Source organism: Pantoea sp. SGAir0175 (genome assembly GCF_043547855.1).
Genome location: NZ_CP028081.1, coordinates 1,340,262 through 1,365,524 on the forward strand (window position 1 = coordinate 1,340,262; position 25,263 = coordinate 1,365,524).

30 protein-coding genes and 1 pseudogene are annotated in these 25,263 nt (G+C 54.4%); 27 read left to right on the forward strand and 4 right to left on the reverse strand.

Annotated elements, in window-relative coordinates:
• Nucleotides 1-123: 123 nt before the first annotated feature.
• Nucleotides 124-1,494 carry an AAA family ATPase gene (locus tag C1N56_RS06055; RefSeq protein ID WP_394517252.1) on the reverse strand — a complete coding sequence of 457 codons (1,371 nt, stop codon included), beginning with the start codon at nucleotides 1,492-1,494 and terminating at the stop codon, nucleotides 124-126.
• A gap of 242 nt (nucleotides 1,495-1,736) precedes the next feature.
• On the opposite strand from C1N56_RS06055, the gene C1N56_RS06060 reads away from it, so the two are divergent.
• The gene (locus C1N56_RS06060; RefSeq protein ID WP_241799010.1) at nucleotides 1,737-2,153 is read left to right on the forward strand and encodes an antiterminator Q family protein; all 417 of its coding nucleotides are present in this window, start codon (nucleotides 1,737-1,739) and stop codon (nucleotides 2,151-2,153) included.
• Nucleotides 2,154-2,246: 93 nt separating this feature from the next.
• On the opposite strand, the gene C1N56_RS06065 is transcribed toward C1N56_RS06060, so the two are convergent.
• A complete protein-coding gene (locus tag C1N56_RS06065) occupies nucleotides 2,247-2,789 on the reverse strand; it encodes a hypothetical protein (RefSeq protein WP_394517253.1) in 543 nt (180 codons plus the stop codon).
• Nucleotides 2,790-2,939: 150 nt separating this feature from the next.
• Here C1N56_RS06065 and C1N56_RS06070 point away from each other — a divergent pair, with 150 nt between their 5' ends.
• Nucleotides 2,940-3,275 carry a phage holin, lambda family gene (locus tag C1N56_RS06070; protein WP_238561740.1) on the forward strand — a complete coding sequence of 112 codons (336 nt, stop codon included), beginning with the start codon at nucleotides 2,940-2,942 and terminating at the stop codon, nucleotides 3,273-3,275.
• On the forward strand, nucleotides 3,262-3,681 hold the full coding sequence (locus C1N56_RS06075) for a structural protein (RefSeq protein ID WP_394517254.1): 420 nt from the start codon (nucleotides 3,262-3,264) through the stop codon (nucleotides 3,679-3,681). Before C1N56_RS06070 ends, C1N56_RS06075 begins: the two co-directional genes overlap by 14 nt.
• 311 nt (nucleotides 3,682-3,992) lie before the next feature.
• On the opposite strand, the gene C1N56_RS06080 is transcribed toward C1N56_RS06075, so the two are convergent.
• The gene (locus C1N56_RS06080) at nucleotides 3,993-4,295 is read right to left on the reverse strand and encodes a hypothetical protein (RefSeq protein ID WP_394517255.1); all 303 of its coding nucleotides are present in this window, start codon (nucleotides 4,293-4,295) and stop codon (nucleotides 3,993-3,995) included.
• Here C1N56_RS06080 and C1N56_RS06085 point away from each other — a divergent pair.
• The 20 genes and pseudogenes from C1N56_RS06085 to C1N56_RS06180 all read left to right on the forward strand — a co-directional run bounded on the left by C1N56_RS06085 (nucleotide 4,279) and on the right by C1N56_RS06180 (nucleotide 19,554).
• A complete protein-coding gene (locus tag C1N56_RS06085; protein ID WP_238561742.1) occupies nucleotides 4,279-4,533 on the forward strand; it encodes an Rz1-like lysis system protein LysC in 255 nt (84 codons plus the stop codon). The genes C1N56_RS06080 and C1N56_RS06085 overlap by 17 nt on opposite strands.
• Nucleotides 4,534-4,692: 159 nt before the next feature.
• Complete coding sequence (locus C1N56_RS06090; RefSeq protein ID WP_394517256.1) at nucleotides 4,693-5,256, forward strand: BRO family protein; 564 nt, start codon at nucleotides 4,693-4,695, stop codon at nucleotides 5,254-5,256.
• 5 nt (nucleotides 5,257-5,261) lie between these two features.
• Nucleotides 5,262-5,558, forward strand: a complete 297-nt coding sequence (locus C1N56_RS06095; RefSeq protein WP_315655132.1) for a hypothetical protein — start codon at nucleotides 5,262-5,264, stop codon at nucleotides 5,556-5,558.
• A 168-nt stretch (nucleotides 5,559-5,726) separates the two neighbouring features.
• Nucleotides 5,727-6,263: a DUF1441 family protein gene (locus tag C1N56_RS06100; RefSeq protein ID WP_136546088.1), complete on the forward strand. Its 537-nt coding sequence runs from the start codon at nucleotides 5,727-5,729 to the stop codon at nucleotides 6,261-6,263.
• Nucleotides 6,263-8,362, forward strand: coding sequence for a phage terminase large subunit family protein (locus C1N56_RS06105; protein WP_394517257.1), 2,100 nt, complete (start codon nucleotides 6,263-6,265; stop codon nucleotides 8,360-8,362). The genes C1N56_RS06100 and C1N56_RS06105 overlap by 1 nt, the downstream gene beginning before the upstream one ends.
• Complete coding sequence (locus tag C1N56_RS06110; protein ID WP_136546090.1) at nucleotides 8,359-8,571, forward strand: hypothetical protein; 213 nt, start codon at nucleotides 8,359-8,361, stop codon at nucleotides 8,569-8,571. The genes C1N56_RS06105 and C1N56_RS06110 overlap by 4 nt, the downstream gene beginning before the upstream one ends.
• On the forward strand, nucleotides 8,571-10,076 hold the full coding sequence (locus C1N56_RS06115) for a phage portal protein (RefSeq protein WP_394517258.1): 1,506 nt from the start codon (nucleotides 8,571-8,573) through the stop codon (nucleotides 10,074-10,076). The genes C1N56_RS06110 and C1N56_RS06115 overlap by 1 nt, the downstream gene beginning before the upstream one ends.
• A gap of 13 nt (nucleotides 10,077-10,089) precedes the next feature.
• Nucleotides 10,090-12,093 carry a ClpP-like prohead protease/major capsid protein fusion protein gene (locus C1N56_RS06120; RefSeq protein ID WP_394517455.1) on the forward strand — a complete coding sequence of 668 codons (2,004 nt, stop codon included), beginning with the start codon at nucleotides 10,090-10,092 and terminating at the stop codon, nucleotides 12,091-12,093.
• 72 nt (nucleotides 12,094-12,165) lie between these two features.
• A complete protein-coding gene (locus C1N56_RS06125) occupies nucleotides 12,166-12,486 on the forward strand; it encodes a DUF2190 family protein (RefSeq protein ID WP_264251247.1) in 321 nt (106 codons plus the stop codon).
• 25 nt (nucleotides 12,487-12,511) lie between these two features.
• The gene (locus C1N56_RS06130) at nucleotides 12,512-12,799 is read left to right on the forward strand and encodes an ATP-binding protein (protein WP_394517259.1); all 288 of its coding nucleotides are present in this window, start codon (nucleotides 12,512-12,514) and stop codon (nucleotides 12,797-12,799) included.
• On the forward strand, nucleotides 12,762-13,322 hold the full coding sequence (locus C1N56_RS06135; protein WP_394517260.1) for a phage tail protein: 561 nt from the start codon (nucleotides 12,762-12,764) through the stop codon (nucleotides 13,320-13,322). The genes C1N56_RS06130 and C1N56_RS06135 overlap by 38 nt, the downstream gene beginning before the upstream one ends.
• A complete protein-coding gene (locus C1N56_RS06140; RefSeq protein ID WP_264251254.1) occupies nucleotides 13,319-13,717 on the forward strand; it encodes a phage minor tail U family protein in 399 nt (132 codons plus the stop codon). The genes C1N56_RS06135 and C1N56_RS06140 overlap by 4 nt, the downstream gene beginning before the upstream one ends.
• Nucleotides 13,718-13,726: 9 nt before the next feature.
• Nucleotides 13,727-14,212, forward strand: a pseudogene (locus C1N56_RS06145) (phage tail tube protein); the annotation flags it as partial.
• Nucleotides 14,213-14,250: 38 nt separating this feature from the next.
• Nucleotides 14,251-14,646 (forward strand): phage minor tail protein domain-containing protein, encoded by a 396-nt coding sequence (locus C1N56_RS06150; protein WP_394517261.1) that lies wholly within the window; start codon nucleotides 14,251-14,253, stop codon nucleotides 14,644-14,646.
• Between the two features lie 8 nt (nucleotides 14,647-14,654).
• A complete protein-coding gene (locus tag C1N56_RS06155) occupies nucleotides 14,655-14,960 on the forward strand; it encodes a phage tail assembly protein T (protein ID WP_264251262.1) in 306 nt (101 codons plus the stop codon).
• A 346-nt stretch (nucleotides 14,961-15,306) separates the two neighbouring features.
• A complete protein-coding gene (locus C1N56_RS06160) occupies nucleotides 15,307-17,517 on the forward strand; it encodes a phage tail tape measure protein (protein ID WP_394517262.1) in 2,211 nt (736 codons plus the stop codon).
• Complete coding sequence (locus C1N56_RS06165) at nucleotides 17,517-17,846, forward strand: phage tail protein (protein WP_394517263.1); 330 nt, start codon at nucleotides 17,517-17,519, stop codon at nucleotides 17,844-17,846. The genes C1N56_RS06160 and C1N56_RS06165 overlap by 1 nt, the downstream gene beginning before the upstream one ends.
• Nucleotides 17,847-17,856: 10 nt before the next feature.
• Nucleotides 17,857-18,558, forward strand: a complete 702-nt coding sequence (locus C1N56_RS06170) for a phage minor tail protein L (protein ID WP_394517264.1) — start codon at nucleotides 17,857-17,859, stop codon at nucleotides 18,556-18,558.
• On the forward strand, nucleotides 18,555-18,914 hold the full coding sequence (locus C1N56_RS06175; RefSeq protein WP_394517265.1) for a C40 family peptidase: 360 nt from the start codon (nucleotides 18,555-18,557) through the stop codon (nucleotides 18,912-18,914). The genes C1N56_RS06170 and C1N56_RS06175 overlap by 4 nt, the downstream gene beginning before the upstream one ends.
• The gene (locus C1N56_RS06180) at nucleotides 18,901-19,554 is read left to right on the forward strand and encodes a tail assembly protein (protein ID WP_394517456.1); all 654 of its coding nucleotides are present in this window, start codon (nucleotides 18,901-18,903) and stop codon (nucleotides 19,552-19,554) included. Before C1N56_RS06175 ends, C1N56_RS06180 begins: the two co-directional genes overlap by 14 nt.
• 40 nt (nucleotides 19,555-19,594) lie before the next feature.
• Here the strand turns inward: C1N56_RS06180 and C1N56_RS06185 are convergent, their stop codons facing one another.
• On the reverse strand, nucleotides 19,595-19,909 hold the full coding sequence (locus C1N56_RS06185; RefSeq protein ID WP_394517457.1) for an Arc family DNA-binding protein: 315 nt from the start codon (nucleotides 19,907-19,909) through the stop codon (nucleotides 19,595-19,597).
• A gap of 121 nt (nucleotides 19,910-20,030) precedes the next feature.
• Here C1N56_RS06185 and C1N56_RS06190 point away from each other — a divergent pair, with 121 nt between their 5' ends.
• The 4 genes from C1N56_RS06190 (at nucleotide 20,031) to C1N56_RS06205 (ending at nucleotide 25,229) form a co-directional block, all read left to right on the forward strand.
• Nucleotides 20,031-20,204, forward strand: coding sequence for an Arc family DNA-binding protein (locus C1N56_RS06190; protein WP_394517266.1), 174 nt, complete (start codon nucleotides 20,031-20,033; stop codon nucleotides 20,202-20,204).
• Nucleotides 20,194-20,925, forward strand: a complete 732-nt coding sequence (locus C1N56_RS06195) for a BRO-N domain-containing protein (RefSeq protein WP_394517267.1) — start codon at nucleotides 20,194-20,196, stop codon at nucleotides 20,923-20,925. The genes C1N56_RS06190 and C1N56_RS06195 overlap by 11 nt, the downstream gene beginning before the upstream one ends.
• A 72-nt stretch (nucleotides 20,926-20,997) precedes the next feature.
• Complete coding sequence (locus C1N56_RS06200; RefSeq protein ID WP_394517268.1) at nucleotides 20,998-21,732, forward strand: phage antirepressor KilAC domain-containing protein; 735 nt, start codon at nucleotides 20,998-21,000, stop codon at nucleotides 21,730-21,732.
• 68 nt (nucleotides 21,733-21,800) lie between these two features.
• Nucleotides 21,801-25,229 (forward strand): phage tail protein, encoded by a 3,429-nt coding sequence (locus C1N56_RS06205; protein WP_394517269.1) that lies wholly within the window; start codon nucleotides 21,801-21,803, stop codon nucleotides 25,227-25,229.
• Nucleotides 25,230-25,263: the final 34 nt, after the last annotated feature.

A 25,263-nucleotide genomic window follows, 5' to 3' on the forward strand; every position in this document is an offset into this window, starting at 1 on the left:
GGATTTGAATAAGGGAGTGACCGTTCTCTATTTAAGGAGGACATTTGGGGATGTTTTGCCCGGGTTCAGCCTGATTATGCCTGAACCCCTGCTGGCCCGGAACGACAAACAACTGGCGTAATCTCAGGACCGGTTTTTCAGCTGTCTTTGCTCACGACGGTACAACGTATTTTCTACAGGTGTCAGCGGTTGGTGAGACGCCGTACGGTAAGAGACGGCCTGCGCAGAGGGCTCGTTTGCGGTGAACCGACGGTCAAAATCCAGTGTTACACCATTAAGTTCAGCCATCATCCTGACGTAGCCCCTCAACATATTTTCTTTAAATCGAAACCAGCCTTTTCTTCCCTTAAGGGCAGGGATAATGACCCGCCCGAACGCCTGCGTTTTCAGCTTTGAAAACTGTCTGTCAAACTGCTTACTCTCAAGCTGGCTGTAGCCACGTGCCTCACAGATATGATGGTATGAGTAAAAGATGGTTTTCTTTTCCCGCTGCAGATCGCCAGAGTCAGCCATCGCCCACAGCATATGGTGAAAGTACTCTGCACGACAGTGAGTTGCCTGAACATAATCGTATTTCAGTGTTTCTGCCACTGAGCTCACTGCGTCCCTCAGTCCCTCCAGAAACAACGTCTGATCAATCTGCTTTACCTCTTCCTCTCTGGAGAAAGCGCACTGGAGTATTTTTTCGCAAAGCAGATGAACATAGTGCGGATAACCGTCACTGAGACCGGAAATTTTGAATTTCACATCCTGACTGAGAGTGAGGCCAAATTCACCAAATGCTCTGTCGATAATTTCATCCCTTCCACTCAAGGGCAATGCCTCAAGTGGCGTCTGGTGGATCTGGCGTTCACAGGACAGGTGTCCGCCAATCAGTGAGTGTAGAGAATCACTGATGCCCGTAAAGATAAGCTTAAGACTCAGGTTCTGATCGCCCAGGGCTTTTATAAGCCGCCCGAAATTCTGCCTTTCCTCAATACTTGCTATCTGGTCGAATTCGTCAATCACAATGTGCGGCACGGGTGAGTGCTTGCCTGACAGTCCGGACAGCGCCATCACCGCAGACGAGACAGAATTCACCTCATGCACGACGGGCTTTTCTGTTTTCTTCTGCTGTGCGGACAGGCCTGTCTCCATCAGGTTGACACTGGCACCCCATGTGGTTTCAGACACCGGCTCTGCAGAGACTTTTGCTTTGAGCAAAATGTCGTTCACAATGGAGCTGAGCGTTGAGCCAGGCTCGCAGCCGACAAATATGGGGTCATTATGCGTCTGAAGCTTTATCGCCACCGTCTGTGCCAGCGAAGTTTTACCCACGCCACGGTCACCATAGATGAATACGTGGCGACCATCGACATAAAGGGCTGCTTCGATTTCATGGACCTGTTTCTCACGACCGAAAAGCATTTCGTAAGAGGAAATGGGGGCCGAAGGACGGATGACTTTATTGAGTTTCTCGTAAAATTCCTGACAAGATAAATTCTGTATAGACATCAGTATTCCTTCAGAGAAATCAGGGGTTAACACAATTCATAATATTTTCAGGTAACCGGACAACACCGGAGTCTGTTAACAAGGCGCACATCAGAGTTCGATGCATTGTATCCCTGACGCGCTTTTTTAAAAGGACTTTGCTGTTGTACGTTGTGTGAGATAATTCAGGCCTTTAAGTAAGGATTAAATCACGCGGTAATCTGGCGTCCATTTTTACCCTCCATTTCAATCCGGGAGATAACATGCGCGATATTCAGCAAGTGCTTGAACACTGGGGAGCCTGGGTTACAAATAACCCGGAAAAAATATCTTGGTACAGGGTTGCAGCCGGATTTACCGGGCTCTTTCCAGATAAGGTGATCTCACGCCCTCAATGTTGTGATGAGGATGGGCTGATAATCAGTCGTTGTGTCGCTAAACTTTATGCCAGAAATGCAGACCTGCATGACCTGCTGGTGGACTATTACATTCTTGGCCATACCTTCCTCTCGCTGGCGAGAAAACATCACTGTTCAGATGGACACATAGGAAAGAAACTACAGAAAGCCGAAGGCATTATTGAGGGGATGCTCGTCATACTCGATGCGCCACTTGAAATGGACCGGTTTGTACACCGCGTGCCGGACGCTTATTCCTGTGAACCCGCTTTACGTACGTAAAAGTCTGCGTATTCTTTCAGCATCGGTTTATCAGCTTCACGCATTGCAACCGGATTAATGTTGAAAAGCAAGCGTCCTGGCGCTTGCCTCAAATTACTTATTTTCCGGTGATGCGACTGCGGCGAAGATATGCCAGGGGTATAACTGAAGTTTGTCACAGGCTTCACGGTGATTGCCGTGTTTGCGCAGCGTGATGAGCTCGCGCGTCAGTGTCAGGAGCTCATGCTTCAGATTCATGCTTGAGGGCAAAACTAATTGTCTCCTGATGTCTGCAAAGAGATGCAGACTACGGGCGGTGCAACAGGACTGTGCCTTTTCCAGCGAGTCTGAATACGTGAAACCTGCAGCGTCCACACGCTTAATTCCGTAGACGTAATCAAGTTCGTCGAAATCCGGTAACAGTTCGGTCTCGTCGACTTCCACTTCGAACACTGAAAGAAAATTGTCCCTGCGGAACACAGCCTCTTTGTTAGCCACGTATATCGCATAACCAATATTATCCGTCAGGTAGACGAGGCCATTCGTTGTGGGGAAGGGAGATGATTCATCGTAAGTCCGTTTAATCTCGTGAAGAATTTTTTCTGAGCTGATAATGCTCTGAGAGGCACTGAATGATGTGCCGTGATAAAGACGCATTGTTTACCCTGATTAGCTTTTGTCCGGTTTTTTTTAACCGGGTATCGCCTGCTGCGCAACTTAACAAAGCCAAAACAGGATGCTATGCCATAAACGCCTGCTTATGCAGGCGTTTCTTTTACAGATTCTGGTCAGTCAGGAGGAGAATCAATGCACAACAATCTGAATAGCTGGCCAGCTTTAGAAGCGCTGATACAAAGCTGGTGGCGGGGAGAAACGCCTGTTGGGGCTATTCTGCTGGCGATGTTTATGGCTGTGCTGCGTATCGCTTATACCGGCGGAGGCTGGAAAAGAATGATCCTCGAAGGTCTGCTGTGTGGTGCGCTGACATTAACCGTCGCCTCTGGACTGGCTTATCTCGACTGGCCGCGAACGGCAACCATCGCGATCGGCGGCGCTGTCGGCTTCATCGGGGTAGATTCCCTGCGCGCTTTTGCCTTGCGTTTTATTAATAATCGTCTCGGTGATAAAAATGAAAGCGAATAATGCCCGCGGGATTCGTAATAATAATCCCGGCAACATACGATGGGGAGATCACTGGCGGGGACTCGTTCCGCAGTTACAGCAAACAGACAAAGCGTTCTGCCAGTTCGTCAGCCCGGAATACGGTATTCGGGCCATGATGATGATTCTGAAACGCTATCAAAAGCAGCATGGTCTCAATACGATCGCGGGTATCATTCATCGCTGGGCACCGCCAGAAGAAAATGACACTCAGGCCTACATAAATAGCGTGGTTACAGTGACCGGCATTCCTGCAGACAAGCAAATTGACGTAACGGACAGCGCAACGATGTTGAAACTTGTCCAGGCCATTATCGTTCACGAAAACGGATATCAGCCATACGATGCTTCAGTGCTTCAAAGGGCAGAGAAACTCGCACATGAGTAATCTGCGAAATCCCTTTCTGTGGTTCATTTTCCTGGCGATGGGCTTATCTGGCCTGCTAGCGAGTGAGCCACTGTGACGTAAATACTTTCAGATATAGCTATACATAACGAAGCCCCGGGGTGCTGAAACACCACGGGGCTTCTGCTTTCCAGCGTTACACCACTAACGATGAACATAGGTGAACTATAAACGAATTATGTTGAGGGTAATTATGAAAAATGGTCTCGAACCGGAAGCACCAGATAACCCTGAAATAACTAAAGCGGCTGCCTTCGCAATTCGCCTTATATCGATTTCTATCTTCATATGGGCTATACGCTGGTGGTGAAGTGAACAGATGCCTGTCCAGCTTGCTCTTTATTTTTATTCTTATACTCAGTTGGGCTACCGACCATTTTCATAATGGAATGCTCCAGGCTCAAAAGGCAGAGCATGTCGCCCGTAAAGAACAGCTGAAATCTCAGTCCGTCCTTAAGAGCACATTGGCAGCAGTCATACTGTTTCAGGATATAGCCCGTATCACGCATGAAGACAGGCGAAGCAATTTTGCTGAAAGCGAGAAGCGCATTATCCGTATCAGGAAGGAGATGCAAGAAGATGCCTGTGCTCACCATCCTGTGCCTGCCGCTGTTGCTGACCAGTTGCGCGCGCACAGAGACAGAATTCGTGCCCACTCAAGTGGTACCAATCCCGCCGCAATTGCTGGTGGACTGTGAAATTCCTGATATCCCAGAGCCCATGACATACGGTGACAGTCTGGAGCTGAATGAAAAGTTTCTTACTGTCATTGAGAACTGCAACCTGGATAAGGCAGCGATTCGGAAAATTGAAGAAAGTCGGGCCTCGCAATAGCAGGGCTCTACTTCTCCATCAATAAATCCATGCGCCTCGTACGCGCAGCTATTAACCCAGAGCCTACAGAAAAGTGAGCCTGAGAGATCCCGTATAGGTGCGGACCTCTCTGGGGCGGTTTCTCTGTGCGACAGGCTCACTTTTCTGTAGGTATCCGAAATGAATGAACTGACATTTAACAATCACAGTGTCGTGCCATTTGATAACGGTGACGGGAAAATCTGGTTCACGGCTGATCACCTCGCTGAGTTGCTGGGATACAACGATGCTAAACAGGTAAACAAAATCTTTCAGCGCCATGAAGCCGAGTTTTCAAACAGCATGACAATGCGGACCAAAGTGACGAAGAATGGAATAAACAATAGCTTACGTGAAATTTCGGTAAGGCTGTTTTCTCCACGTGGTGCTCATCTTATTGGCATGGTGTCACGTACCAAAGTCGCTAAGGAATTGCGTATCTGGCTGCTGAACCTGGCAGAAAAAGAGTCCGGTATTGAGTTAGGGCAACTCCCTGTTAACGAACTTGCCAGCCTCACGGGGCAGAAACTTCACGATGCGATAGCAGTGTTTGACCAGAAATCGTTCACCTTACGGGGGCAGCGCGGCAGTGGACTCATGGCGCAGCGTAAGCGCGATATCAAACGAGTGAAAGAAGCGACGCGTTTGGCTCTTAGTCTTACGCAGATGGTCATTCCGGATCTGGGCGAGTTTTCTCTGGAGTAGACATCATGAATCTGACGCCGGCTCAGTTTCTGGAGAAACACATCATCTCGGAGCTCACCCGTCAGGGCTTCGCCAGTAACGTCGCAAATATCGGGGCGCGCGAGGCGCTGAAATTTTACCGTCGCGCTGGCTCGTGCGGAGGAAAAAATAAGATATTCGACGAATGTCTGAGCGTGGCGAAAGCGTGGGCGGTTAAAAGTCAGGGCAAAAAGAAAAATGATCCCCCGCTGCGCGCTGAACCTGCGGGTCCTCCCGGCGGAGTACCCTGTCCACGAGGCGGCGGCCCCGCGGAAAACGGCTGATTTTTGCATTTTCATGGTGGCGGCGGCAGGTCTCTTAACTCTATGAAAATAATGAATAATTTTTAAGATAACCTGTACACTTTTTTTATGGGGGTGTCATTAGACCAGTTCGTAATATCATGAATTTACTAAATAAAATTGGTTTTCACCTGCCAGGTTGAGCTGCCTATGTCGAATGTAAGTGGAATCGGTGATGCTTATCACTGGAGCGTGTTCAAGATCGCTGAGGCTTTCGGACTGCACCGTGACACCGTAAAAAAGCGCCTCTTCGCCGCCAACATTCCGGTGGCTGCGACAGCCAGGGGTAATCCCGTATATGCGCTGCAGCATGTCGGACCGGCCCTGTTCGGCGTGAAGTGTGAAACCGCTGACTCCGTTCATGATCCGTCCCGGATGGAGCCGAAAGAGAGAAAGGACTGGTATCAGTCAGAAAATGAAAGGATCAAGCTGGAAAAAGAGCAGCGCAAACTCATCCCTGTGGATGAAGTGGTCGTTGTTTATTCGTCAATGAGAAAGGCTGTCGTGCAGGTTCTGGAGACTATTCCGGATATTCTCGAGCGCGATTGTGCCCTTTCACCACAGGCTGTCAGCGTTGTACAGAAATCAATCGATGACCTGCGGTATACCCTCCAGGAAAAATCATATGAGGCTTGTGCTGCGGAGTTAATGCCGGGCGATCAAGGAGAAAGCCACGAGGAGGAATAATGAGTTTTTCATCAGCCCGAAATTCTGGCAGGGACATCGCGGCAGGGTTTTCCCCACCACGTCGCATGCCGGTTTCAGAGGCTGTGAGAAAATTCATGCGTGTTCCCAAAGGTGCCGGTAACTCGGTTCCCTGGGAGCCAGAGCTGACCCCTTATATCATCGAACCGATGAACTGCCTGACATCGCGTGAATATGATGCGGTGATTTTTGTCGGTCCGGCCCGTACCGGAAAAACGATCGGCCTCATTGACGGCTGGATTGTTTATACGATTGTCTGCGATCCCTCAGACATGCTCGTCGTGCAGATGACGGAGGACAAGGCCCGGGAACATTCTAAAAAGCGCCTGGACAGAACCTTCAGAAGCAGCGCAGCGGTCAGGAAAAGAATGAGTCCCCGCCGCAACGATAATAATGTCCATGACAAGACGTTCAGAGACGGCTCATTTCTTAAAATCGGCTGGCCTTCAGTGAATATTCTGTCGTCGTCGGATTACCGGTTTGTCGCGCTGACCGATTACGACCGCTTTCCGGAGGACATCGACAGCGAGGGAGACGGCTTCTCTCTTGCATCCAAACGAACCACGACCTTTATGTCTGCTGGTATGACGCTGGTGGAAAGCTCACCCGGCCGGGATATCTGCGATACAAAATGGAAAGCCTCAACCCCTCACGAAGCGCCCCCCTCAACCGGGATACTGTCACTGTATAACCGGGGCGATCGCCGACGCTGGTACTGGCCCTGCCCACACTGCGGGGAATACTTTCAGCCAGAAATGGCCAATCTCATGGGCTATCACGATGATATCGACCTGGTGCGGGCCAGTGAGGCTGCACGTCTGCAGTGCCCGGCCTGTCAACACATTATCCCCCCGGAGATGAAACGGGAACTGAATATCCGCGGGGTCTGGCTGAGGGATGGCGAGGCGATTGATCGCGACGGGAACGTGACCGGGGAGGGGCGTCAGTCGAGGATTGCCTCGTTCTGGATGGAGGGACCGGCGGCGGCCTATCAGACCTGGGCACAACTGGTTTTTAAATACCTCACTGCTGAACAGGACTATCAGAAAACGGGTAGCGAAGAAACGCTCAAAGCGGTCGTCAACACTGACTTTGGCCGGCCTTATCTTCCCCGGGCTGCGTTTGAACAGCGCAGGGGAGAGCTTCTGGAACAGCGGGCTGAGGAGATCCCCGAGCGAACCGTTGCGGACGGCGTGAACTTTCTGGTGGCAACCGTGGACGTTCAGGGCGGCCGGCATCGTCGGTTCGTGGTACAGGTTACCGGCTACGGCAGCATGGGAGAACGGTGGATCGTTGACCGGTATAGCCTCCGCCATTCGCAGCGCTACGACGACGGAGGAGAAAGCTGCCGCCTTGATCCTGCCAGTTACCCTGAAGACTGGGATCTGCTTATCCCGGATGTGCTGCACAAAACATGGCAGCTGGCCGGCGACCCGTCAAAGCGCATGTCACTCATGGCGATGGCGGTGGACTCCGGCGGTGAGGATGGCGTCACTGATAATGCGTATCGGTTCTGGCGTAAATGCCGCCGGGAGGGCGAGGGAAAGCGGGTTTACCTGTTTAAGGGCGACAGCCACAAGCGGGAAAAGCTGATCACCAGGACCTGGCCTGACAATACCGGGCGTTCTGCCCGGCGGGCAAATGCCGCCGGCGATGTTCCCCTCTACCTGCTCCAGACGGATGCGCTCAAGGACCGCGTCAACAACGCGCTGTGGCGCGACGCGCCGGGACCAGGTTATGTCCATTTCCCGGCGTGGATCGGCAGCGGGTTTTATGACGAGCTCACCTATGAAGAGCGCACGCCTGATGGCCGATGGCGTAAACCGGGGCGCGGAGCCAATGAAGGATTTGACCTGCTTGTCTATGCCGAGGCGCTGGTGATGCTGCATGGGTACGAAAAAATCAAATGGCCTGATGCTCCTTCATGGGCGCGCCGGGAAACGTGGATTGAAGAGAGTGAGACCGATAGCGCTGCGGAACGAGAGGCCTCCCCCCGGAATAACCGCCTCCACACATCCACATCAGGCACGACGACCGATATGACTAACAATCCCTGGATTACAAACGGAGGCTGGGTATGAACCAAGGCGATGTGGAAGCCATGATCCGTGCTTACACCGAGGCAGAAATTGCCGTTCTGGGCGGCAAAACTATCATGCTGAACGGGCAGTCCATGACCATGGAGAACCTGACAGCGATTCGTGACGGGCGGCAGGAGTGGGAACGCCGTCTGACCCGATTGCTTGAGAAGCGCACCGGGCAACCAGACTATCGCCTGGCGAGGTTCTGATGTCGCTTCTGGATCAGGCAATCGGCTTTTTTTCGCCGTCGTGGAAGGCCGCCAGGCTGCGTGCCCGCATGCAGATCCGCGCCTATGAAGCCGCGACCCCCTCGCGAACGCACAAAGCCAGACGCGAAACGCGCTCCGCCAACCAACTCAATCAGGCCGGTGCTATTTCCCTTCGTCAACAGGCCAGAGCGCTGGATGCAAACCACGACCTGGTGATTGGGATACTGGACAAGCTGGAAGAACGCGTGATTGGGTCAAGAGGTATCATCGTGGACCCCCATCCGCTGCTGAAAAATGGTCGGGTGGCGACAGAGCTTATTAAATCCATTCGTAAAAAATGGGCTGAGTGGTCACTTCGGCCTGATGTCACCGGTGAGTTCTCCCGGCCGGTGCTGGAACGTCTGATGCTGCGCACCTGGCTCAGAGACGGGGAGGTTTTTGCTCAGATGGTGAGTGGACATGGTACAGGGCTTAGCGCTGACGGTGGGGTACCCTTCTGGCTTGAGGCGCTTGAGCCCGATTTCGTGACCATGAACTCCGATCCGGCCGCCGGTCTCATTCAGGGCGTCTGGCTCAACGAATGGGGTAAACCGCTGAAGTATCAGGTCTATAAAAACCTTCCCGTCAGCGGTTTGCTGTCGGATACCAAAGACGTGCCCTCTGACACCATGCTGCACCTTAAATTTGCAAGGCGCCTGCACCAGGTGAGGGGCATTACCCTGCTGTCCGGCGTAATGATCCGCCTGAGCGCCCTGAAAGATTACGAAGAAAGCGAACTGGTCGCCGCGCGCATCGCTGCTGCGCTGGGCATGTATATCAAAAAGGGTGATGGTCAGGACTATTCAGACAGCCTGAGTGACAGCGGTGAGCGTGAACTGACTATCCAGCCGGGCATGCTTTATGACGACCTTCGTCCGGGTGAAGAGATTGGCATGATCCGCTCAGACCGTCCCAACACCAGCCTTGAGTCATTCCGTAATGGCCAGTTACGGGCGGTGGCGGCGGGTACACGTCTGAGCTTTTCCAGCACTGCCCGCAATTACAGCGGGACATACAGCGCACAGCGGCAGGAGCTGGTGGAGTCTACTGACGGGTATCTCATCCTTCAGGACTGTTTTATTGCGGCCATCACGCGGCCGGTTTATCGCGCATGGCTGAAGCAGGCGGTTGCGGCGGGCGTTATTAAGCCGCCATCCGATATTGAGCTTTCCACACTTTATGACGCCATTTATTCGGGTCCCGGCATGCCCTGGATCGATCCGGTGAAAGAGGCGACAGCCTGGAAAATTCAGATACGGGGTGGGGCGGCAACCGAATCCGACTGGGCACGGGCATGCGGCCGTAATCCTGATGAGGTTAAACGCCGCCGCAAAGCGGAAGTTGATGAAAACCGAAAAGAAGGGCTGGTGTTTGACACTGACCCGGCAAACGACAAAGGAGTCAGCAGTGACCGAGAAAATAAAGCCGATAAGCCAGCGTCAGGCGATACAGGCGAAGAAGACTGAATCCTGGTTCTGGATGGCCGCACGGGGCGAAGCTGAGGCAGAGATTTATATCTATGACGAAATCGGTTTTCAGGGGGTGCCGGCAAAACAGTTTATCAGTGACCTCCAGGCGCTTGGCGAGATCAAACATATCACCCTTCATATCAACTCGCCGGGTGGCAGCATTTTTGAAGGGATCGCCATTTTCAACGCCCTTAAATATCACCCTGCTGCGATTACGGTTCATGTCGACGGCGTGGCCGCGTCGATGGCTTCCGTCATCGCCATGGTAGGCAATCCGGTCATCATGCCGGCGAACAGTTTCATGATGATCCACAAGCCCTGGGCCGTCGCGGGCGGCGACGCCGATGACATGCGTGATTTCGCCGAACTGCTGGATAAGACAGAGGCTGTGCTTATTCCGGCGTATGCCGCAAAAACAGGGCTGTCCCGGGAGGTTATCGCCGGGATGCTGAAAGAGGAAACCTGGATGGACGGAACCCAGTGTGTCTCGCTGGGGTTCGCTGACCAGTTGGTGCCCGCGGTTCAGGCCATGGCCCACATTGATTCAAAACGTATCGAGGAGTACGAAAAAATGCCAGAAAACCTTCGCACTATGCTGACGCCCCCGCAGAACAGCGTGGCGCCTGAGCCTGCTCAGCCCGCACCCCAGACCGTTTTAAATGAAACGGGGTTACGTGAGCAGTTTCTGGAAGAACAGCGTGCGCGCGCAGGGGCGCTAAACGATCTGTTTGGGATGTTTGGCGATAAATATCAGGCACTGCAGACAGCGTGCATCGCCGATCCGACGTGCACTCTTGAGCTGGCACGAGAGAAGCTGCTGAATCAGATGGGCAAAGACAGTACCCCCTCAAACAAATCAGCCGCAACTCACATTTATGCTGGCAACGGTAACTTCACCGGGGACGGCATCCGACAGGCTATCATGGCGCGGGCCGGTCATGAGCCGCTTCAGGCGGATAATCCCTACAACGCCATGGCGCTTCGCGAACATGCACGGCTGTCTCTGACTGAGCGTGGATTTGGTGTGGCGAGTTATAACCCGCTGCAGATTGTCGGGCTGGCGTTTACGCACAGCACGTCCGATTTTGGCAATATCATGCTTGATGTGTCCGGCAAGTCCCTTCTTCAGGGCTGGACGGACGCACCGGAAACGTTTGAAGAATGGACCAAAAAAGGACAGCTGTCCGACTTTAAAGTCGCACACCGTGTGGGGCTGGGTGGCTTTCCTTCTCTGCGTCAGGTTCGCGAAGGTGCAGAGTACAAATACGTCACGACCTCTGACAAGCAGGCAACGATTGCACTGGCCACCTATGGTGAACTGTTCAGCATTACCCGGCAGGCCATCATTAATGACGATCTGAGCATGCTGACTGACGTCCCCATGAAGCTCGGCCGCGCAGCGAAAGCCACTGTGGCGGATCTGGTGTACGCCATTCTGACCACGAACCCGCTACTTTCGTCAGACAGCCTGCCGCTGTTTGACGAGGCACGCCATGCCAACATGCTGGAAAAAGCCTCAATGGATGTGATTTCTCTGGATAAGGCCCGTCAGTTGATGCGCCGTCAGAAGGAAGGCGAACGCCATCTCAACATCCGTCCGGCTTTCGTGCTGGTGCCAACCGCCATGGAGTCCACGGCCAGTCAGGTCATCCGCTCAACGTCTGTCAAAGGTGCTGACACCAACGCTGGCATCATCAACCCCGTACAAAACTTTGCGACGGTCATTGCCGAACCCCGTCTGGATGACGCCAGCCAGAGCACGTTCTATCTGGCTGCAGCAAAAGGCTCGGACACGATTGAGGTCGCTTACCTTAACGGTGTGGATACGCCATTTATTGACCAGACTGAAGGCTTCACCTCGGATGGTATTACCACGAAAGTACGCATCGATGCTGGTGTGGCACCGATTGACTATCGCGGACTGGTGCAGTGCGTTGCCCCTGTAGTTGCCCCTGTAGTTGCCCCTGTAGTTGACCCTGAAGTTAACCCTAAAGTTAATCCTAAAGTGGCGTAACGCTCTGCGTGCCCGAAAGGGCTTTTTTTATGTCTGAAATCCGGTCCTCAGGGACCGTGAAGGAGAATCAGTATGGCAAAGAACTATCTGCAGGACGGTAAAACGCTGACGTTCATCGCAAAAGAAGACTATAAAAGCGGCGATATGGTGCAGGTGGGAGATCGTGTTGTTATTGCCGTCACCGATACGCCAAAAGGGTGCGCCGGCACCGGCCTGGCGGAAGGGGTTTTCATCCTGCCAAAACAAAAGGATGTCGCCATACAGGCCGGAAAACCTGTCTCCAAACTGGGCCAGCAGGTTGTCGCCGCTAAAGCGGATGGTACTGTGCCGATCGGTACCGCCTGGGAAAACGCCAGTGATAAGGCGGTCATGGTAGCCGTTAAGCTTGGATAACCGGGTAAAAAGTCTGGCTGACAGAATGGACCGTGTTACTGCACGCCGGTTTGGTCAGCCGGTGGTGATTAACGGACGGGCAATGTGTGCAGCCGAACACGCCTTTACGGCTGACATGGGGCCATTGTGCGGCGAGGGGCTGTCACTCATTGTTTTCGACAGGGCTTATGAGCCCGGGCGGCACGACAGGGTTGAATGGCAGACAAAACGCTGGAGGGTGACCCGCTGGCAGCTTTACAACAACAAACCGCAGATCTGGCTGGAGGAGGAGAACGATGCAGGGACTGAGGCAGGCGATTATGAACCTGCATGAACTCGATCGTCAGCTGGTGCCCCGGGCCCTGGCGCAGGCGGTAAACCGCGTGGCGCGCCGCGTCATTACGCGCAGTACTCGCCAGGTCGCAAACGAGACCGGCGTGCCTCAAAAGCTGATCAGGCAGCGCGTCCGACTCCGGCTGGCCACGGCCAGTCATGCAGCCCCCTCTGCACGGCTGCTGATTAATCGTGGCAATTTGCCCGCGATCAGTCTGGGCGCAGCCCGAATGCAGCTGTCCCGGCGCAAGACAGCGACCGGCCGGCACGGCAGCGTGCTGAAAATCGGGCGGTTTACTTTCCGGAATGCATTTATACAGCAACTGGCTAACGGCCGCTGGCATGTCCTGCAGCGGACCGGCCGCAGTCGCTATCCGGTTCAGGTCGTAAAAATCCCGCTATCAGGGCCTCTGACCGAACGTTATCAGAAAGAAAGCCAGCAGCTGATGAAAACGGACATGCAGGCAGAGCTGGCTGGCGCGCTCAGACAGCAACTGAGGCTATATGTCAGGAAAAGAGTGTGAAAAAACACGCTGAAATCAGGCGCACTTTTACGGATGCGCTTAAGTCCCACATCCGCGGGGCGGCCTTTTATGATGGCCGCCCCGTTTTTATTGATGAGAAAGAACTGCCTGCTGTGGCGGTGTATCTCTCAGACGCGCGCTACAGCGGGAGCTACCTGGATGCAGAAACCTGGCAGGCCACGCTGCATATTGAGGTATTCCTGCGGGCAACCCAGCCGGATACGGCACTCGATGAGTGGGTTGAATGCCATATTCTGCCCGCGCTCAGTAGCGTGCCGGCGCTGTCGTCCGTCATCGATGCGCTGATGCCGCAAAGTTATGACTGGCAGCGTGACAGCGAGATGGCGAGCTGGGGATCAGCCGACCTCACTTATCTCATTACCTATCAGATGTAAGGAGCCCTTATGGCCACACCTAATCCACTTGCGTCGGTGAAAGGCGCAGGGACCACTTTGCTGATTTTTACCGGCAATGGAGATGCCACGGCTAAACCGCTGGACGATAACGGCTGGACGCGGCTGGCGCAGATCCGCGAGCTTCAGCCTGGCGAAATCAGCGCGGAAAGTTACGACGATACCTGGCTCGACGATCCGAATGCCGACTGGAAAGCCACGGCGCAGGGCGAGAAGTCGGCCGGCGAAGCCAGCATCACGCTTGCCTGGAAACCCGGTGAGCAGGGACAGAAAGATTTACTGAGCTGGTTTCACAGCGGGGAGGTGCGCTATTACAAAATCCGCTATCCGAACGGCACGGTCGATCTGTTCCGGGGCTGGGTCAGCAGCCTGGGCAAGACCATTCCGGCAAAAGAGGTCATCACGCGAACCATCAAAGTAACGAACAGCGGCCGTCCGGTTCTGGCTGAGGAAATTCCGCAGTCGCCTGCACCTGTGCCACATTCTGACAATAACCCTGAGAAAGGAGCCCTCTGATGTTTCTGGAAAAGACCGTGTTTCATTACGGGCCTGAGCAAATGGAGTTATCTGAACTGACAGCGCTGCAGCGCGCCGAGTTTTTTGATTTTTTTGCCAGTTCTGACGTGGTTAAAGATAAGACCCTCACTGACGCAGCCCGGAACGCAGCCCTTGTCAGGCTGAATACGGAGTCGTATGCCTGGCTTGTCTCGCGTGCGATCTGGAACTGTCATCGTGAGGTGGACGTTAACGATATTTTTCAGGGGATCCTGGCCGACTGGTCCGAAAAGGCGCTGTGTCTGGCTGCGGAAAAGGTGATGGTCCTCAGCGATCTCAACGGGGATGGAAAGTCGCCCGAGCCATCGGGCCCCGGGGAGGATGACGTGAAGGTAAAGCCAATGGACGGGAGCTGACATTTATCATGTTTCTGGCCCATGAGTTTCGCCGCCCTGACTGGCGCCGGATGCTGAGCGAGATGACGTCTTCTGAACTCGCAGACTGGCAGCGTTATTTTGCCGCGGTGCCGTTCAGCCATCGCCTGCTGGATGCGGAATTTGCGGCGCTCAGCAGCACAATGGTGGCGCTCGCCACTGGCGAATGCGGACTGACTGCAGAAGATTTCAGCCTGCTCAGTCGCTCTGAAACGGGTGACCTCATGACTGATGACATGTTGATGAGCGTGGCCGAGTCCATGGGAGGAGAACGCCATGTCCCAGCAAATCGCTGATCTTGTCGTAAACCTTGGGGCTGAGACTGCCCGGTTTCACGAGCAAATGGGCCGGGTCGAACGCCAGCTGAAAAACGCGGGGCAGCAGGCCGGGCGCACTGCGCAGCAGGTTTCCTCCGCTTCACGCGCTGAAGTGCAGGCCACGCAGGCAAAAGCCCGCTTTCTCAGCCAGCTCAAGGCACAGCTGGTCACACAACGGCTTTCACGTGAGGAGATGCTGAGAACGCGCGCGGCACAGCTGGGGCTGGGCGACGCGGCGGAAATCTATATCCGTAAGCTGGAGTCGGCCCGTCAGAAAACGCACTCTCTTGGACTGGAAAGCGCGGCGGCGCGGCGCGAGCTTGGCGTGTTGTTTGGCGAAATGGCGCGGGGCAATTTTGGGGCACTTCGTGGCTCCGGCATTACGCTTGCGAATAATGCCGGATGGATAGAAAAGCTGATGACCCTACGCGGTCTGAGCATAGCCGGGATGGTGGGCGGTATTGCCGCTGCTGTCTGGGGACTGGGGAGAGCCTGGTATCAGGGTAGTCAGGAAGCAGAGACCTTTAACAGGAAGCTTATCCTCACCGGCCACTATGCCGCCCGGACAACCTCAGCGCTTCAGGCGATGAGCCGCTCTCTGGCGGGCAACGGTATTACGCAGCATGACGCGGCTTCTGTGCTGGCGGAAGTCACCGGCTCGGGTTTATTTAACGGGCAGCACCTCCGGCAGGTCGCTGACGTCGCGGCCCGTCTCAAAACGGTGACCGGGCAGGCCACCGAAGAGACTATCCGGCAGTTTGCGCGGCTTCAGGATACACCCGTCACTGCTGTCCGGGAACTGGATAAATCCCTCCACTTTCTGACTGCCACTGAACTCGAAAGCATCTCCCGACTGGCTGAACAGGGACAGGAAACCGAGGCGGCTACACTTGCGATGGATCGTTACGCCGACACGCTGCGTGTTCGCAGCGATGAGGTGGCGCAGCACCTTGGCACGCTGGAAAAAACCTGGAAATGGCTGGGAGAGACTGCCGCAGGGACCTGGGATGCCATGCTGGGCATCGGGCGCGAACGTTCACTTGAGGACCAGATTGCCGCACTGAACGCAAAGATCCACGCTGGTGGACGGGCACTGGGCAAAGCCTGGGTTCAGGTGACGCAGCAGGACAGGGATCGGCTGTCCGGGCTTGAAGAACAAAAATTTCAGCGTGACCTGAAGGCCGCGCGGGACAAAGCCGCACAGGATGAGGAAATCCGTAAAAAACGCCGTTTCGATGCTGACCAGACTCTGAAAAAACAGTACGAAACGGAAGAGGAAAAACACCAGCGCGCGCTGTCAGTTATTCGCCACTCGTGGGCGTCACGCGAGGTCAAAGAGGAGGCGATGCGCCGTGAAAAACAGCGCTATGACTCGCTTGCTGCAGGTCGCCGAAAAGGGCGGGGCATACCTCAGCCGTCCGCGGCAGCCCTCGCAGGCGAAAGGGCGCAGGCTGACATGCTGGCACTGCAGGCCCGACTACAGGCTCTGAAGACGCATCAGGAAGCCGGTATTGTCAGCCAGCAGCGTAAAGACCTCTGGGCCTCCCAGGCGAAATTTCATGTTCTTGAGGAAGCCGCACAAAAACGCCAGCTGACCCATGAGGAAAAATCCCTGCTTGCCGGTAAAGCCGGCGTCCTGCTTCAGCAGGAAAAACTGGCCGTGATGGGGGATGAAGTTGCGCTTCAGGAACGCATGAATCAGCTTCAGGTGCAGGCTGGAAAATTTACGGAGCAGCAGCGCACGCGGCAGGCGGAAATCGCGGCGCTTGAACACGGTCTGTCGGCACGTGAGGCGCAGCAGCATGCCAGCGTTACCCGACTCGGTGCTAACTATGCAGAGGCACCAGATATGCTCGCTGCGGTGCTAAAGGCGCAGCAAAAAACCTGGCAGGCGGAAGAAAAGCTGCGGGCTGACTGGCTGGCGGGCGCAAAAGGCGCGTGGGCGGAGTACCGTGATGCGGCACTCGATGCCAACAGCCAGGTAAAACAGGCGTCATCCAGAACGCTGGATGGGCTAAGTACACAGCTGAGTACCCTGCTGACCGAGGGGAAGACCGGTTTTCGCGACTTTACCCGAAACATTCTGAGCATGCTCACCCAGATCCTGATGAAAATGACGCTGGTCAGGGGCGTGGATTTTTTCGCCGGACTGCTTAAGCAACATGCGTTGTCATTTCATGCGCAGGGGGGCGCTTTTCATTCTCAGGGGCTTCGCGCCTTCAGCGGAACGGTGGTGCGTACCCCCACACTGTTTGCTTTTGCTCAGGGGGCAGGCGTCATGGGTGAAGCCGGACCGGAAGGCATCTTTCCCCTGCGTCGCGGGGCTGACGGTAAGCTTGGCGTGGTGGCCAGGATGTCAGCAGCCGGTCTGAAATACGCCCCCACCTTTAACGTGACCATTCACAACGATGGCCGCAACGGGCAGCTCGGGCCGGAGGCCGCCAGAATGATGTACGAGATGGGGCGTCAGGGCGCGAAGGATTTCTTCCTGCAGCAGCAGCGTGACGGCGGCATGATGAGCGGAGGCCGTGGGTGATGGAAACATTTGGCTGGAAGGTCAGGCCGGGCATGCGTACAGCGCGTGAGCCGCGTGTAAAGACCATCCGTTTTGGTGACGGGTATGAGCAGCGGCGCGCAGAGGGCCTGAATGCGATGCAAAGCCGCTACACCATTATGTTGTCAGGTCCTCACAGCGCTATGCAGGCGGTGGAGGGTTTTCTTACCCGGCACAAGGGAACCCAGGCTTTTCAATGGCAACCCCCCGGCCAGCCGGCAACCGGCATCTTTGTCTGCCGGAGCTGGTCAATCGTAAGGCTGGCAACGCGTACGGAATTAACCGGCGAATTTGAACAGGTTCCTGCATGAGGTAACAGTGATGAATACCCTTCCTCCTCAGACTCTGAGCGAACTGATTCGGACAGCGCCTTCTGCCCGGATCGATCTGTGGGAAGCCGATCTGACTGCGACAGGCGGCAGGCGCTATTTTTTCTGCAACGAGCAGAACGAATGTGGCAAAGCCGTTCTCTGGCAAAAGCGGCGCTACCGTCCTTATCCCGTCAGAATCGAAGAGAGCAGTATGAACGGCAGGGGAGCGGCTGCACGGCCGTCACTCGTGGTGTCGAATCTGTATGGGATCGTGACCGGGCTGGCTGAAGCGCATCAGAGCCTGGTGGGGGCAACCGTCATACGTCGTGTCGTCTGCGCGCGTTTTCTGGACGCCGGGAATTTCAGGCTCGGCAATCCCTTTGCCGATCCGCAGCAGGAAGTGGTCAGCCGGTATATCATTGAGCAACTCGCTGAACTTACCTCCCTGACGGCCCGGTTCATTCTGGCCGTGCCGACGGAAACCGACGGCCTGGTGTGTCCCGGGCGCATCATGCTGGCCGACCTTTGCCCGTGGGAATATTTGTCAAAAGACTGTGGGTATACCCGGCCACGTGATAAACACAAGCCTGTGCAATCCACAAGCAATGACACGCCTGATCACTGTGGTAACTGTGCGGCAGGTTGCCGGCAACGAAATAATATCGGGCGCTTTGGCGGTTTTCTCTCACTGAACGCTTACTCTACAGAATGATATCGACACAAAATGCAGCCTCCGTCGGGCCTCTGTCAGAGGCTATCTTCGCTCACGCCCGGGCGTGTCATCCACAGGAGTGTTGCGGTCTGGTTATCCTGACACCGGACGGCTGCCAGTATCGCCCCTGCGTTAACGCGTCCCCAGAGCCCAGCCGGCATTTTCTGATTACGCCTGAAGAGTATCTGAGCATTTCTGTTGCCGGCACGATCATCGCGCTGGTTCACAGCCATCCACACGGGCCACCTGAACTGAGTCCTGCGGACAGCGCCGCAATGAGGCACAGCGCCTGCAGCTGGTGGCTGGTCTGCGGTGACAACATCTATTGTTTTGGAGATAAAAATGCATCCAGCTGAATATCCCTCCGAAAGAACGCGGCCAGTAAGGGTATGCCTCTACGGCAGTCTGGCTAGGTCTGGCAGGCGCATTGATCTGCATGTGTCAACCGCTGCAGAAGCGCTGCATGCACTGGTGATGCAGTCCGGTGAGTTCAGACGCCTGTTCAGCGAAGGACTTTATCAGGTGCGTATTGCCGGCAGCGATGCGGATGCTGACACGCTCCATGCCCGCCTGCACGAAAGGCTTCCGGATGGCGCAGTGATTCATCTGGTACCCCGGCTGCAGGGCGCTTCCCGTCGCGGCCTGCTTCAGCTTTTTGCAGGCGCTGCGCTCATTGCGGCGTCATTTATTCCAGGCCTGAATGCGTTTGCCTGGACAGTGGGCGCGACAACCCTTTCGCTGAGCGGAGCGGCTTTTTCGCTGGGTGCCAGCCTGATGCTGGGTGGCGCCGCTCAACTGCTGGCACCCCGACCGGCGGGCGCATCGGCCATGAATGACAAAAGTACCTGGTTTTCAGGCACAGATAACATGACGGCACAGGGCGCGCCAGTACCTGTTCTGTATGGGGAAATGCGGGTGGGGTCTCGCGTGATATCTCAGGAAATTGCCACCCGGGATATGAGCGGAGAGGGAAAAGTGATTGTTATTGGTCATTGAGAGATGCGGTCGCGCTATAACAAGAAAGCAAAAAGCCCACTCAGGTGGGCTTTTTATTGTGTTTTTTTATAATTTCTGTGGCCTGATTTAGCACCCGGGTATGCTCTTTTATTGCCTTAAACCATGCTTCCAGGTCTTCATTATTCATTTCGGCTAGCATAGTGAAGTAAGCCCTATCTACTGAGTCGGATGCAGCCTCTTCTGGCGTGTAATCTAGGGCATCCTGCAAAATTTGCACGATTTCAGAGTTCATCGATCTGCCATTAGATTTTGCACGCTCAGCTATGGCATCACGCATCCCAGCCGGTAGTCTCACATTAAATCTGTCCATCTCTTGGCTTGGGTAATTGCTCATATCTTTATCAGAAAAGTAGGTCATAAGACGTATAGGTTGATAGTAGCACCTACTTGACACTATCTAAAATGGTGTTAAATTGGTTCTAGTACCAATTTGGTATCACTGAAGGGGTGGCATAATGCAAGATGTACTTTATAGCGGAAGAAAAAACGAAATGTTCAATCTGCGTTTATCGGAACGGATGAAAGAGGATATCCGCCGCATTGCTGAGATGGATGGTATTTCGATTAACTCAGCTATCGTGCAGCGACTGGCTAAAAGCTTGCTTGAGGAGCGAGTCAATGACCAATAAAAACAGTGAAGCCCCAACTGCGCTAACAGTCAGGGCCTCTATTTTGCCGGTTAACCTTTGCGAGAAAACCAACGTGAATACTTTAGCGAAATCAGATTTCAACTTCCACGGCATTCAGCTGAAACCTGTTGCAAATTTAAAAGATATTTGGCTTTCATCTGCTGATGTAGCTAAAGCACTACATTACAACAGCACCAAGTCTGTTACCAACCTGTTTAACCAGTACAGCGAAGAGTTTTCACCAGGAATGACAATGGTCATTGAATCGATGACCAATGGTATCAACGGCACTTCTCGCCGAATGAGGGTTCGCGTGTTCTCTCTTCGTGGCGCTCATTTGCTGGCAATGTTCGCTCGTACTCCGGTCGCTAAGGAATTCCGCCGCTGGGTGCTGGATATTCTGGAGCAACAGGAAATGAAACAGGTCCCATCCAGACAGTTCACAGATGAGGAACTGCGCACTCTCTGCCTGCTATGGAGTCATTCAGTGAACATGCTGGGGAATATTGCAGATATTGCGCCGCTGCTCAGAGTGGCTGAACACAGACTTGCCGCTGAATTCAGCGCGATGCCGCATCTGTACGTTGATACCCTCAACAATGCCCGCGCCATGCTTGAGCGCGAAACGTTGCATATTGATATTTCAGGGGAGGCTGACCGCGACTGGCGGATACTGGACAAGCTGAGGTTAGGGAAGTACGCATCATTGTTTGGCGCTTAGAACAGCGCAAAAGAAAAAACCGCCAGTTGGCGCTGGCGGTCTACATCAATTAAAACGACCAAGGATCAATCAATGCTAACAGATAATTTAACAGTACGCGGATCCGTTGTCACGGAGAAAACCATCAACAGCCAGTCTTTGCTTGAGATGGTAAATGGCGCAAGGAAAGCGTGTGGCGAACCGGCTGTTCGCAACAATAAATTCATCGAAAAAGTGATTGATGAACTGGATGGAGAGACCTACACAAAAAGTGTAGGTCGCAAAAACGGCGCAGATATTGATGTAATTACCATGTCCATCAAGCAGGCGCTTCGCGTGGCTGCCCGTGAGTCAAAAGCGGTTCGTCGCTCACTGGTCGACAAACTGGAGGCAATGAGTCAACCAGAGTTTGATCCCATGGCTGCGCTGAATGATGCCGCGTTTCTTCGTGGCACTTTGCTGTCGTACAGTGAAAAAGTCATCGAGCTTGAGCACAGGGTTGAAGAGATGAAACCTGATGTTGAGGCGCTTGACCGCATCGCAAAAGCTCACGGCAGCATGTGCATTACTGACACGGCCAAGCACCTGCAGATTCAGCCGAAATCGCTTTTCAAAATGTTGTCTGAAAATCACTGGATATACCGCCGCCCTGGCGGAAAAGCCTGGCTGGCGTATCAGGACCGCATTCAGGCGGGCGTGCTGGAGCATAAAGTTATCTTAATAGAACGGCCGGATGGCAGTGAAAAAATTATTGAGCAGGTGCTTGTTACAGCGAAAGGCCTGACCAGATTGTCGAAAACACTCGGTATGAAGGTGGTCGTCGCGTAATTAGCCTGGCCCACAGTTATTAAATAAACCCGCTTCGGCGGGTTTTTTATTTCTATAAGAGAGACGTTATGAGCATTTTTCATCGTCACGAAAAAACGCCGCACGACAGACCCGACAATCTCCGATCGTCTCAGGTCCTGAGTGTTATTGATGTGATCAGTGAGGGTCCCATTGTCGGTCCTGTCAGTGGCAACAAAAGCGTACTGGTTAACGGTACACCTGTTCTGGGACCGGATGGCCGGGTCAATATCCCCGGCGTCAGCATGCGTTTCCATGCCGGAACAGCGGATCAGCGGCCGCTGGGCGGATTTGAGGCCTCGGCCCGGGAAACGCTGATCAATGCTGACGTGACCGCACTCAATCCCGTTACGCGCACGGTGGAGGGAAAAGACATTAACCGGCTTCGCCTGACGCTGGGCGTTCGCCAGCTCTTCTCGGTCAACAAGAAAGGAGAAACGCGTAATGCATCAGTGACCGTGAATATCCTTATCCGGCATTCTGGTGGCTCCAAAACGGAAAAGGAAATTACTGTGAAAGGGTGCACGCACGAGCCGTTTGCGTTCTCGGTCGTGCTCGAAAAACTGCCCCCTACGCCCTTTGACGTTTGCGTAACGCGCATTACGCCGGACAGTAAAGACACTCGCCTGCTCAATAAGACATTCTGGGCCTCATACAGCGAAATCACGGATGCCCGTCAATGCTATCCCAATACGGCCGTCGTGGGGCTGAAGATTGACTCTGACAAGTCAGGCAACCAGCGGGCGGACCGCAATTACCTGATGCGGGGACGCCTGGTCAGGGTGCCGAATAATTATAACCCCGTAACGCGCAGCTATGGAAAAGAAGCGTGGAGTGGGGACTTCATTGTAGCCTGGTCAGATAACCCAGCCTGGTGCCTCTATGACTTACTGACGCATCCGCGCTATGGCCTCGGTCAGCGTATGGGAATGGCGGACGTTGATAAGTGGGCGCTTTACAACATCGCACAATACTGTGATGGAAGCGTGAACGATGGATATGGCGGAAAGGAACCGCGCATCCGGTGTAACGCGTGGCTGACGCAGCAAAGAAAGGCCTGGGATGTCATCAGTGATTTCTGTGCCATGATGCGCTGCATGCCCGTCTGGAACGGTCAGCGCCTGACGTTTATTCAGGATGCCCCTTCAGATGTTGTCTGGACCTACACCAATGCCAGCGTGGCGGGCGGCCAGTTCCATTACAGCTTCAGCGCGCTGAAAGATCGCCATAACGCCGTCGAAGTGCGTTTTATCGATCCCCATAACAACTGGCAGCCGTCGGTTGAGCTGGTGGAAGACAGTGCGGCCATAAAGCGTTACGGACGCAACCTGCTGAAGATAGATGCCTTTGGGTGTACCAGCCGCGGGCAGGCACACCGGACCGGGTTATGGATCATCCAGACGGAGCTGCTGGAAACCCAGACCGCCGATTTTTGCGTGGGCGCAGAAGGGCTGCGCCATATTCCCGGCGACATCTTCGAAATCTGCGATAACGACTATGCCGGCACCACGGTCGGCGGCCGTATTGTGGATGTGGTACCGGAAACGAAAACCATCCGTCTTGACCGGCCCGTATCACTTTCAGGTGAGGGCGGGGCAACGCTTAATCTGATCAGCGAGTCTGGCAAGCCTTTTACTGTCAACGTGCACGGGCGTACTGAACACGACTGTGTGCAGGTGGATGCGTTACCCAGTGGGATGACATCGCTCAGCGTGTCACCCGGAAGCGTGTGGGGGCTTAAACAGCCTGCCCTGCGCAAGCGGCTGTTCCGCTGCGTGGCTATTCGGGAAAGCGAAAACGGGGGATATGCGGTAACGGCGCTGCAGCACTGCCCGGAAAAGCAGGCGCGGGTGGATGAAGGCAAATCCTTTTCGGCTGCCCCCACCAGCGTGCACGGAATGTTGCCGCCTGCTGTCCGGCATCTTCGCACCCGTGTGGACGTGTCATCCGGTCATATTCAGGCCACAGCGCTGTGGGATATCCTGCAGACAACCGGCAGCGTGCGCTTTGACGTGCGCGTGACGCGCGGCGAGAGCGCCTCAGGCCGTCTGGTTTTCCGCTGTGCAACCGAACGCCCGGAATGTCTGTTCACGCTGCCGGACGCCGGCCGCTACACGTTAACCGTCACCGCGATCGGTGATGCCGGGCAGAAAGGTGATCCAGCCTCGACCGGCATCACCATTGCCGCGCCCGAGCCACCCGTCTCCATCGACGTAACGCCGGGCTACTTTCAGGTCTCTCTGGTGCCGCATCAGGCGATTTATGACGGCACGCTGCGATATGAATTCTGGTATTCCGGAACCCGGCTCGCTGACGCGCAACAGGCCGAATCCCAGGCGCAGTATCTTGGAGAAGGACGCTGCTGGATAAAAGACGGCCTTATGCCGGGCAATGTTCACCATTTCTATATCCGTAGCGTGAACGCGCTGGGCAAATCTGCTTTCACTGAACAGTCCGCCAGTCCGAGCGACAAAGCGGACGATTATCTGGCGTTTTATAAAGGAAAAATCAGCGACACGCATCTTGACCAGAGCCTGCTGTCAACAATGACGCAGCTGTCAGAAGGTGCAGCAAGCATTGGAAAAATTGAGAAAAGCTGGAAAGACACGGAAGGGCGGCTGAACTCGCAATGGTCGGTCAGACTGGAGCAGATGAAAAACGGCCAGTATTGTATGACCGGCTTCGGCATGGGGATCGAGGAAAAACCCGAGGGGATGCAGAGCCAGATCCTGATGGCTGCCGATCGCGTGGCTTTCGTCAATCCGGCAAACGGGAATACCGTGCCTGCACTGGTCATTGAGCACAACGATATTTACTTCCGGGAAGCACTCATTAAGCATTTGCGTGCTGTCAGTCTGACCAGCGGTGGGTCACCGCCTTCATTCAGCCTGACGCCCGACGGGAAACTGGCAGCAAAGCAGGCTGATATCAGCGGTACCCTGCGGGCGACCGCAGGCGAGCTTGAGAAGGTTCGTATCAGAGACAGCTGCACCATCGAGGGTGTGCTGGATGCGAAACAGATTACTGGAGATATATATAATGTTCAGTCCGGTGGCGTAACCTTGCCGAAGGGTGTCTTTAGCTGGTCAGACAAAGCGGGAGAACATGTTTTGTTCAAAATTGCTGGCGAGACCTTTGATCGCATCTTTGAATCAAATCTGACGCTGACCGCAGAGTGCATAAAAAACCGGCAGGAGTTTAAGTTGATCATCCGGCATCATACAAAACCTGCCTTTTATGAAGATCATGTGCTTGCTTACGCTGATACCGGAAATAAAGGTAAATCACCTGGTATGAGTTACAAATTAAATGGCATCCGCTTGCCAGCGATCGGCCGTTCGCGTGTACATGAGATTATCATGGTCATTGGTAATAGTGGGCGTCGTGGAGGTGTTGTCTGTAAGGCCCCGCCCGGCGAGGTACCAAGGTTTACCGCTTACCGGGCCGGCCGGCAATTTGTCACGGGCGCTGAGCGATAATCATCGGCTGTGAACTGGTAACGTACGCTCTTCA

Bases quoted from the DNA above. Each gene is read 5' to 3' on its own strand.
- C1N56_RS06125 (WP_264251247.1), top strand. From the start codon at position 12,166: ATGGCAAAGAACTATCTGCAGGACGGTAAAACGCTGACGTTCATCGCA.
- C1N56_RS06155 (WP_264251262.1), top strand. From the start codon at position 14,655: ATGTTTCTGGCCCATGAGTTTCGCCGCCCTGACTGGCGCCGGATGCTG.
- C1N56_RS06200 (WP_394517268.1), top strand. From the start codon at position 20,998: ATGCTAACAGATAATTTAACAGTACGCGGATCCGTTGTCACGGAGAAA.
- C1N56_RS06190 (WP_394517266.1), top strand. From the start codon at position 20,031: ATGCAAGATGTACTTTATAGCGGAAGAAAAAACGAAATGTTCAATCTG.
- C1N56_RS06095 (WP_315655132.1), top strand. From the start codon at position 5,262: ATGAATCTGACGCCGGCTCAGTTTCTGGAGAAACACATCATCTCGGAG.
- C1N56_RS06175 (WP_394517265.1), top strand. From the start codon at position 18,555: ATGATATCGACACAAAATGCAGCCTCCGTCGGGCCTCTGTCAGAGGCT.
- C1N56_RS06060 (WP_241799010.1), top strand. From the start codon at position 1,737: ATGCGCGATATTCAGCAAGTGCTTGAACACTGGGGAGCCTGGGTTACA.
- C1N56_RS06115 (WP_394517258.1), top strand. From the start codon at position 8,571: ATGTCGCTTCTGGATCAGGCAATCGGCTTTTTTTCGCCGTCGTGGAAG.
- C1N56_RS06130 (WP_394517259.1), top strand. From the start codon at position 12,512: ATGGACCGTGTTACTGCACGCCGGTTTGGTCAGCCGGTGGTGATTAAC.
- C1N56_RS06195 (WP_394517267.1), top strand. From the start codon at position 20,194: ATGACCAATAAAAACAGTGAAGCCCCAACTGCGCTAACAGTCAGGGCC.
- C1N56_RS06120 (WP_394517455.1), top strand. From the start codon at position 10,090: ATGGCCGCACGGGGCGAAGCTGAGGCAGAGATTTATATCTATGACGAA.
- C1N56_RS06150 (WP_394517261.1), top strand. From the start codon at position 14,251: ATGTTTCTGGAAAAGACCGTGTTTCATTACGGGCCTGAGCAAATGGAG.
- C1N56_RS06100 (WP_136546088.1), top strand. From the start codon at position 5,727: ATGTCGAATGTAAGTGGAATCGGTGATGCTTATCACTGGAGCGTGTTC.
- C1N56_RS06090 (WP_394517256.1), top strand. From the start codon at position 4,693: ATGAATGAACTGACATTTAACAATCACAGTGTCGTGCCATTTGATAAC.
- C1N56_RS06180 (WP_394517456.1), top strand. From the start codon at position 18,901: ATGCATCCAGCTGAATATCCCTCCGAAAGAACGCGGCCAGTAAGGGTA.
- C1N56_RS06070 (WP_238561740.1), top strand. From the start codon at position 2,940: ATGCACAACAATCTGAATAGCTGGCCAGCTTTAGAAGCGCTGATACAA.
- C1N56_RS06080 (WP_394517255.1), bottom strand. From the start codon at position 4,295: ATGGTGAGCACAGGCATCTTCTTGCATCTCCTTCCTGATACGGATAAT.
- C1N56_RS06055 (WP_394517252.1), bottom strand. From the start codon at position 1,494: ATGTCTATACAGAATTTATCTTGTCAGGAATTTTACGAGAAACTCAAT.
- C1N56_RS06205 (WP_394517269.1), top strand. From the start codon at position 21,801: ATGAGCATTTTTCATCGTCACGAAAAAACGCCGCACGACAGACCCGAC.
- C1N56_RS06185 (WP_394517457.1), bottom strand. From the start codon at position 19,909: ATGAGCAATTACCCAAGCCAAGAGATGGACAGATTTAATGTGAGACTA.
- C1N56_RS06110 (WP_136546090.1), top strand. From the start codon at position 8,359: ATGAACCAAGGCGATGTGGAAGCCATGATCCGTGCTTACACCGAGGCA.
- C1N56_RS06065 (WP_394517253.1), bottom strand. From the start codon at position 2,789: ATGCGTCTTTATCACGGCACATCATTCAGTGCCTCTCAGAGCATTATC.
- C1N56_RS06085 (WP_238561742.1), top strand. From the start codon at position 4,279: ATGCCTGTGCTCACCATCCTGTGCCTGCCGCTGTTGCTGACCAGTTGC.
- C1N56_RS06170 (WP_394517264.1), top strand. From the start codon at position 17,857: ATGAATACCCTTCCTCCTCAGACTCTGAGCGAACTGATTCGGACAGCG.
- C1N56_RS06135 (WP_394517260.1), top strand. From the start codon at position 12,762: ATGCAGGGACTGAGGCAGGCGATTATGAACCTGCATGAACTCGATCGT.
- C1N56_RS06105 (WP_394517257.1), top strand. From the start codon at position 6,263: ATGAGTTTTTCATCAGCCCGAAATTCTGGCAGGGACATCGCGGCAGGG.
- C1N56_RS06075 (WP_394517254.1), top strand. From the start codon at position 3,262: ATGAAAGCGAATAATGCCCGCGGGATTCGTAATAATAATCCCGGCAAC.
- C1N56_RS06165 (WP_394517263.1), top strand. From the start codon at position 17,517: ATGGAAACATTTGGCTGGAAGGTCAGGCCGGGCATGCGTACAGCGCGT.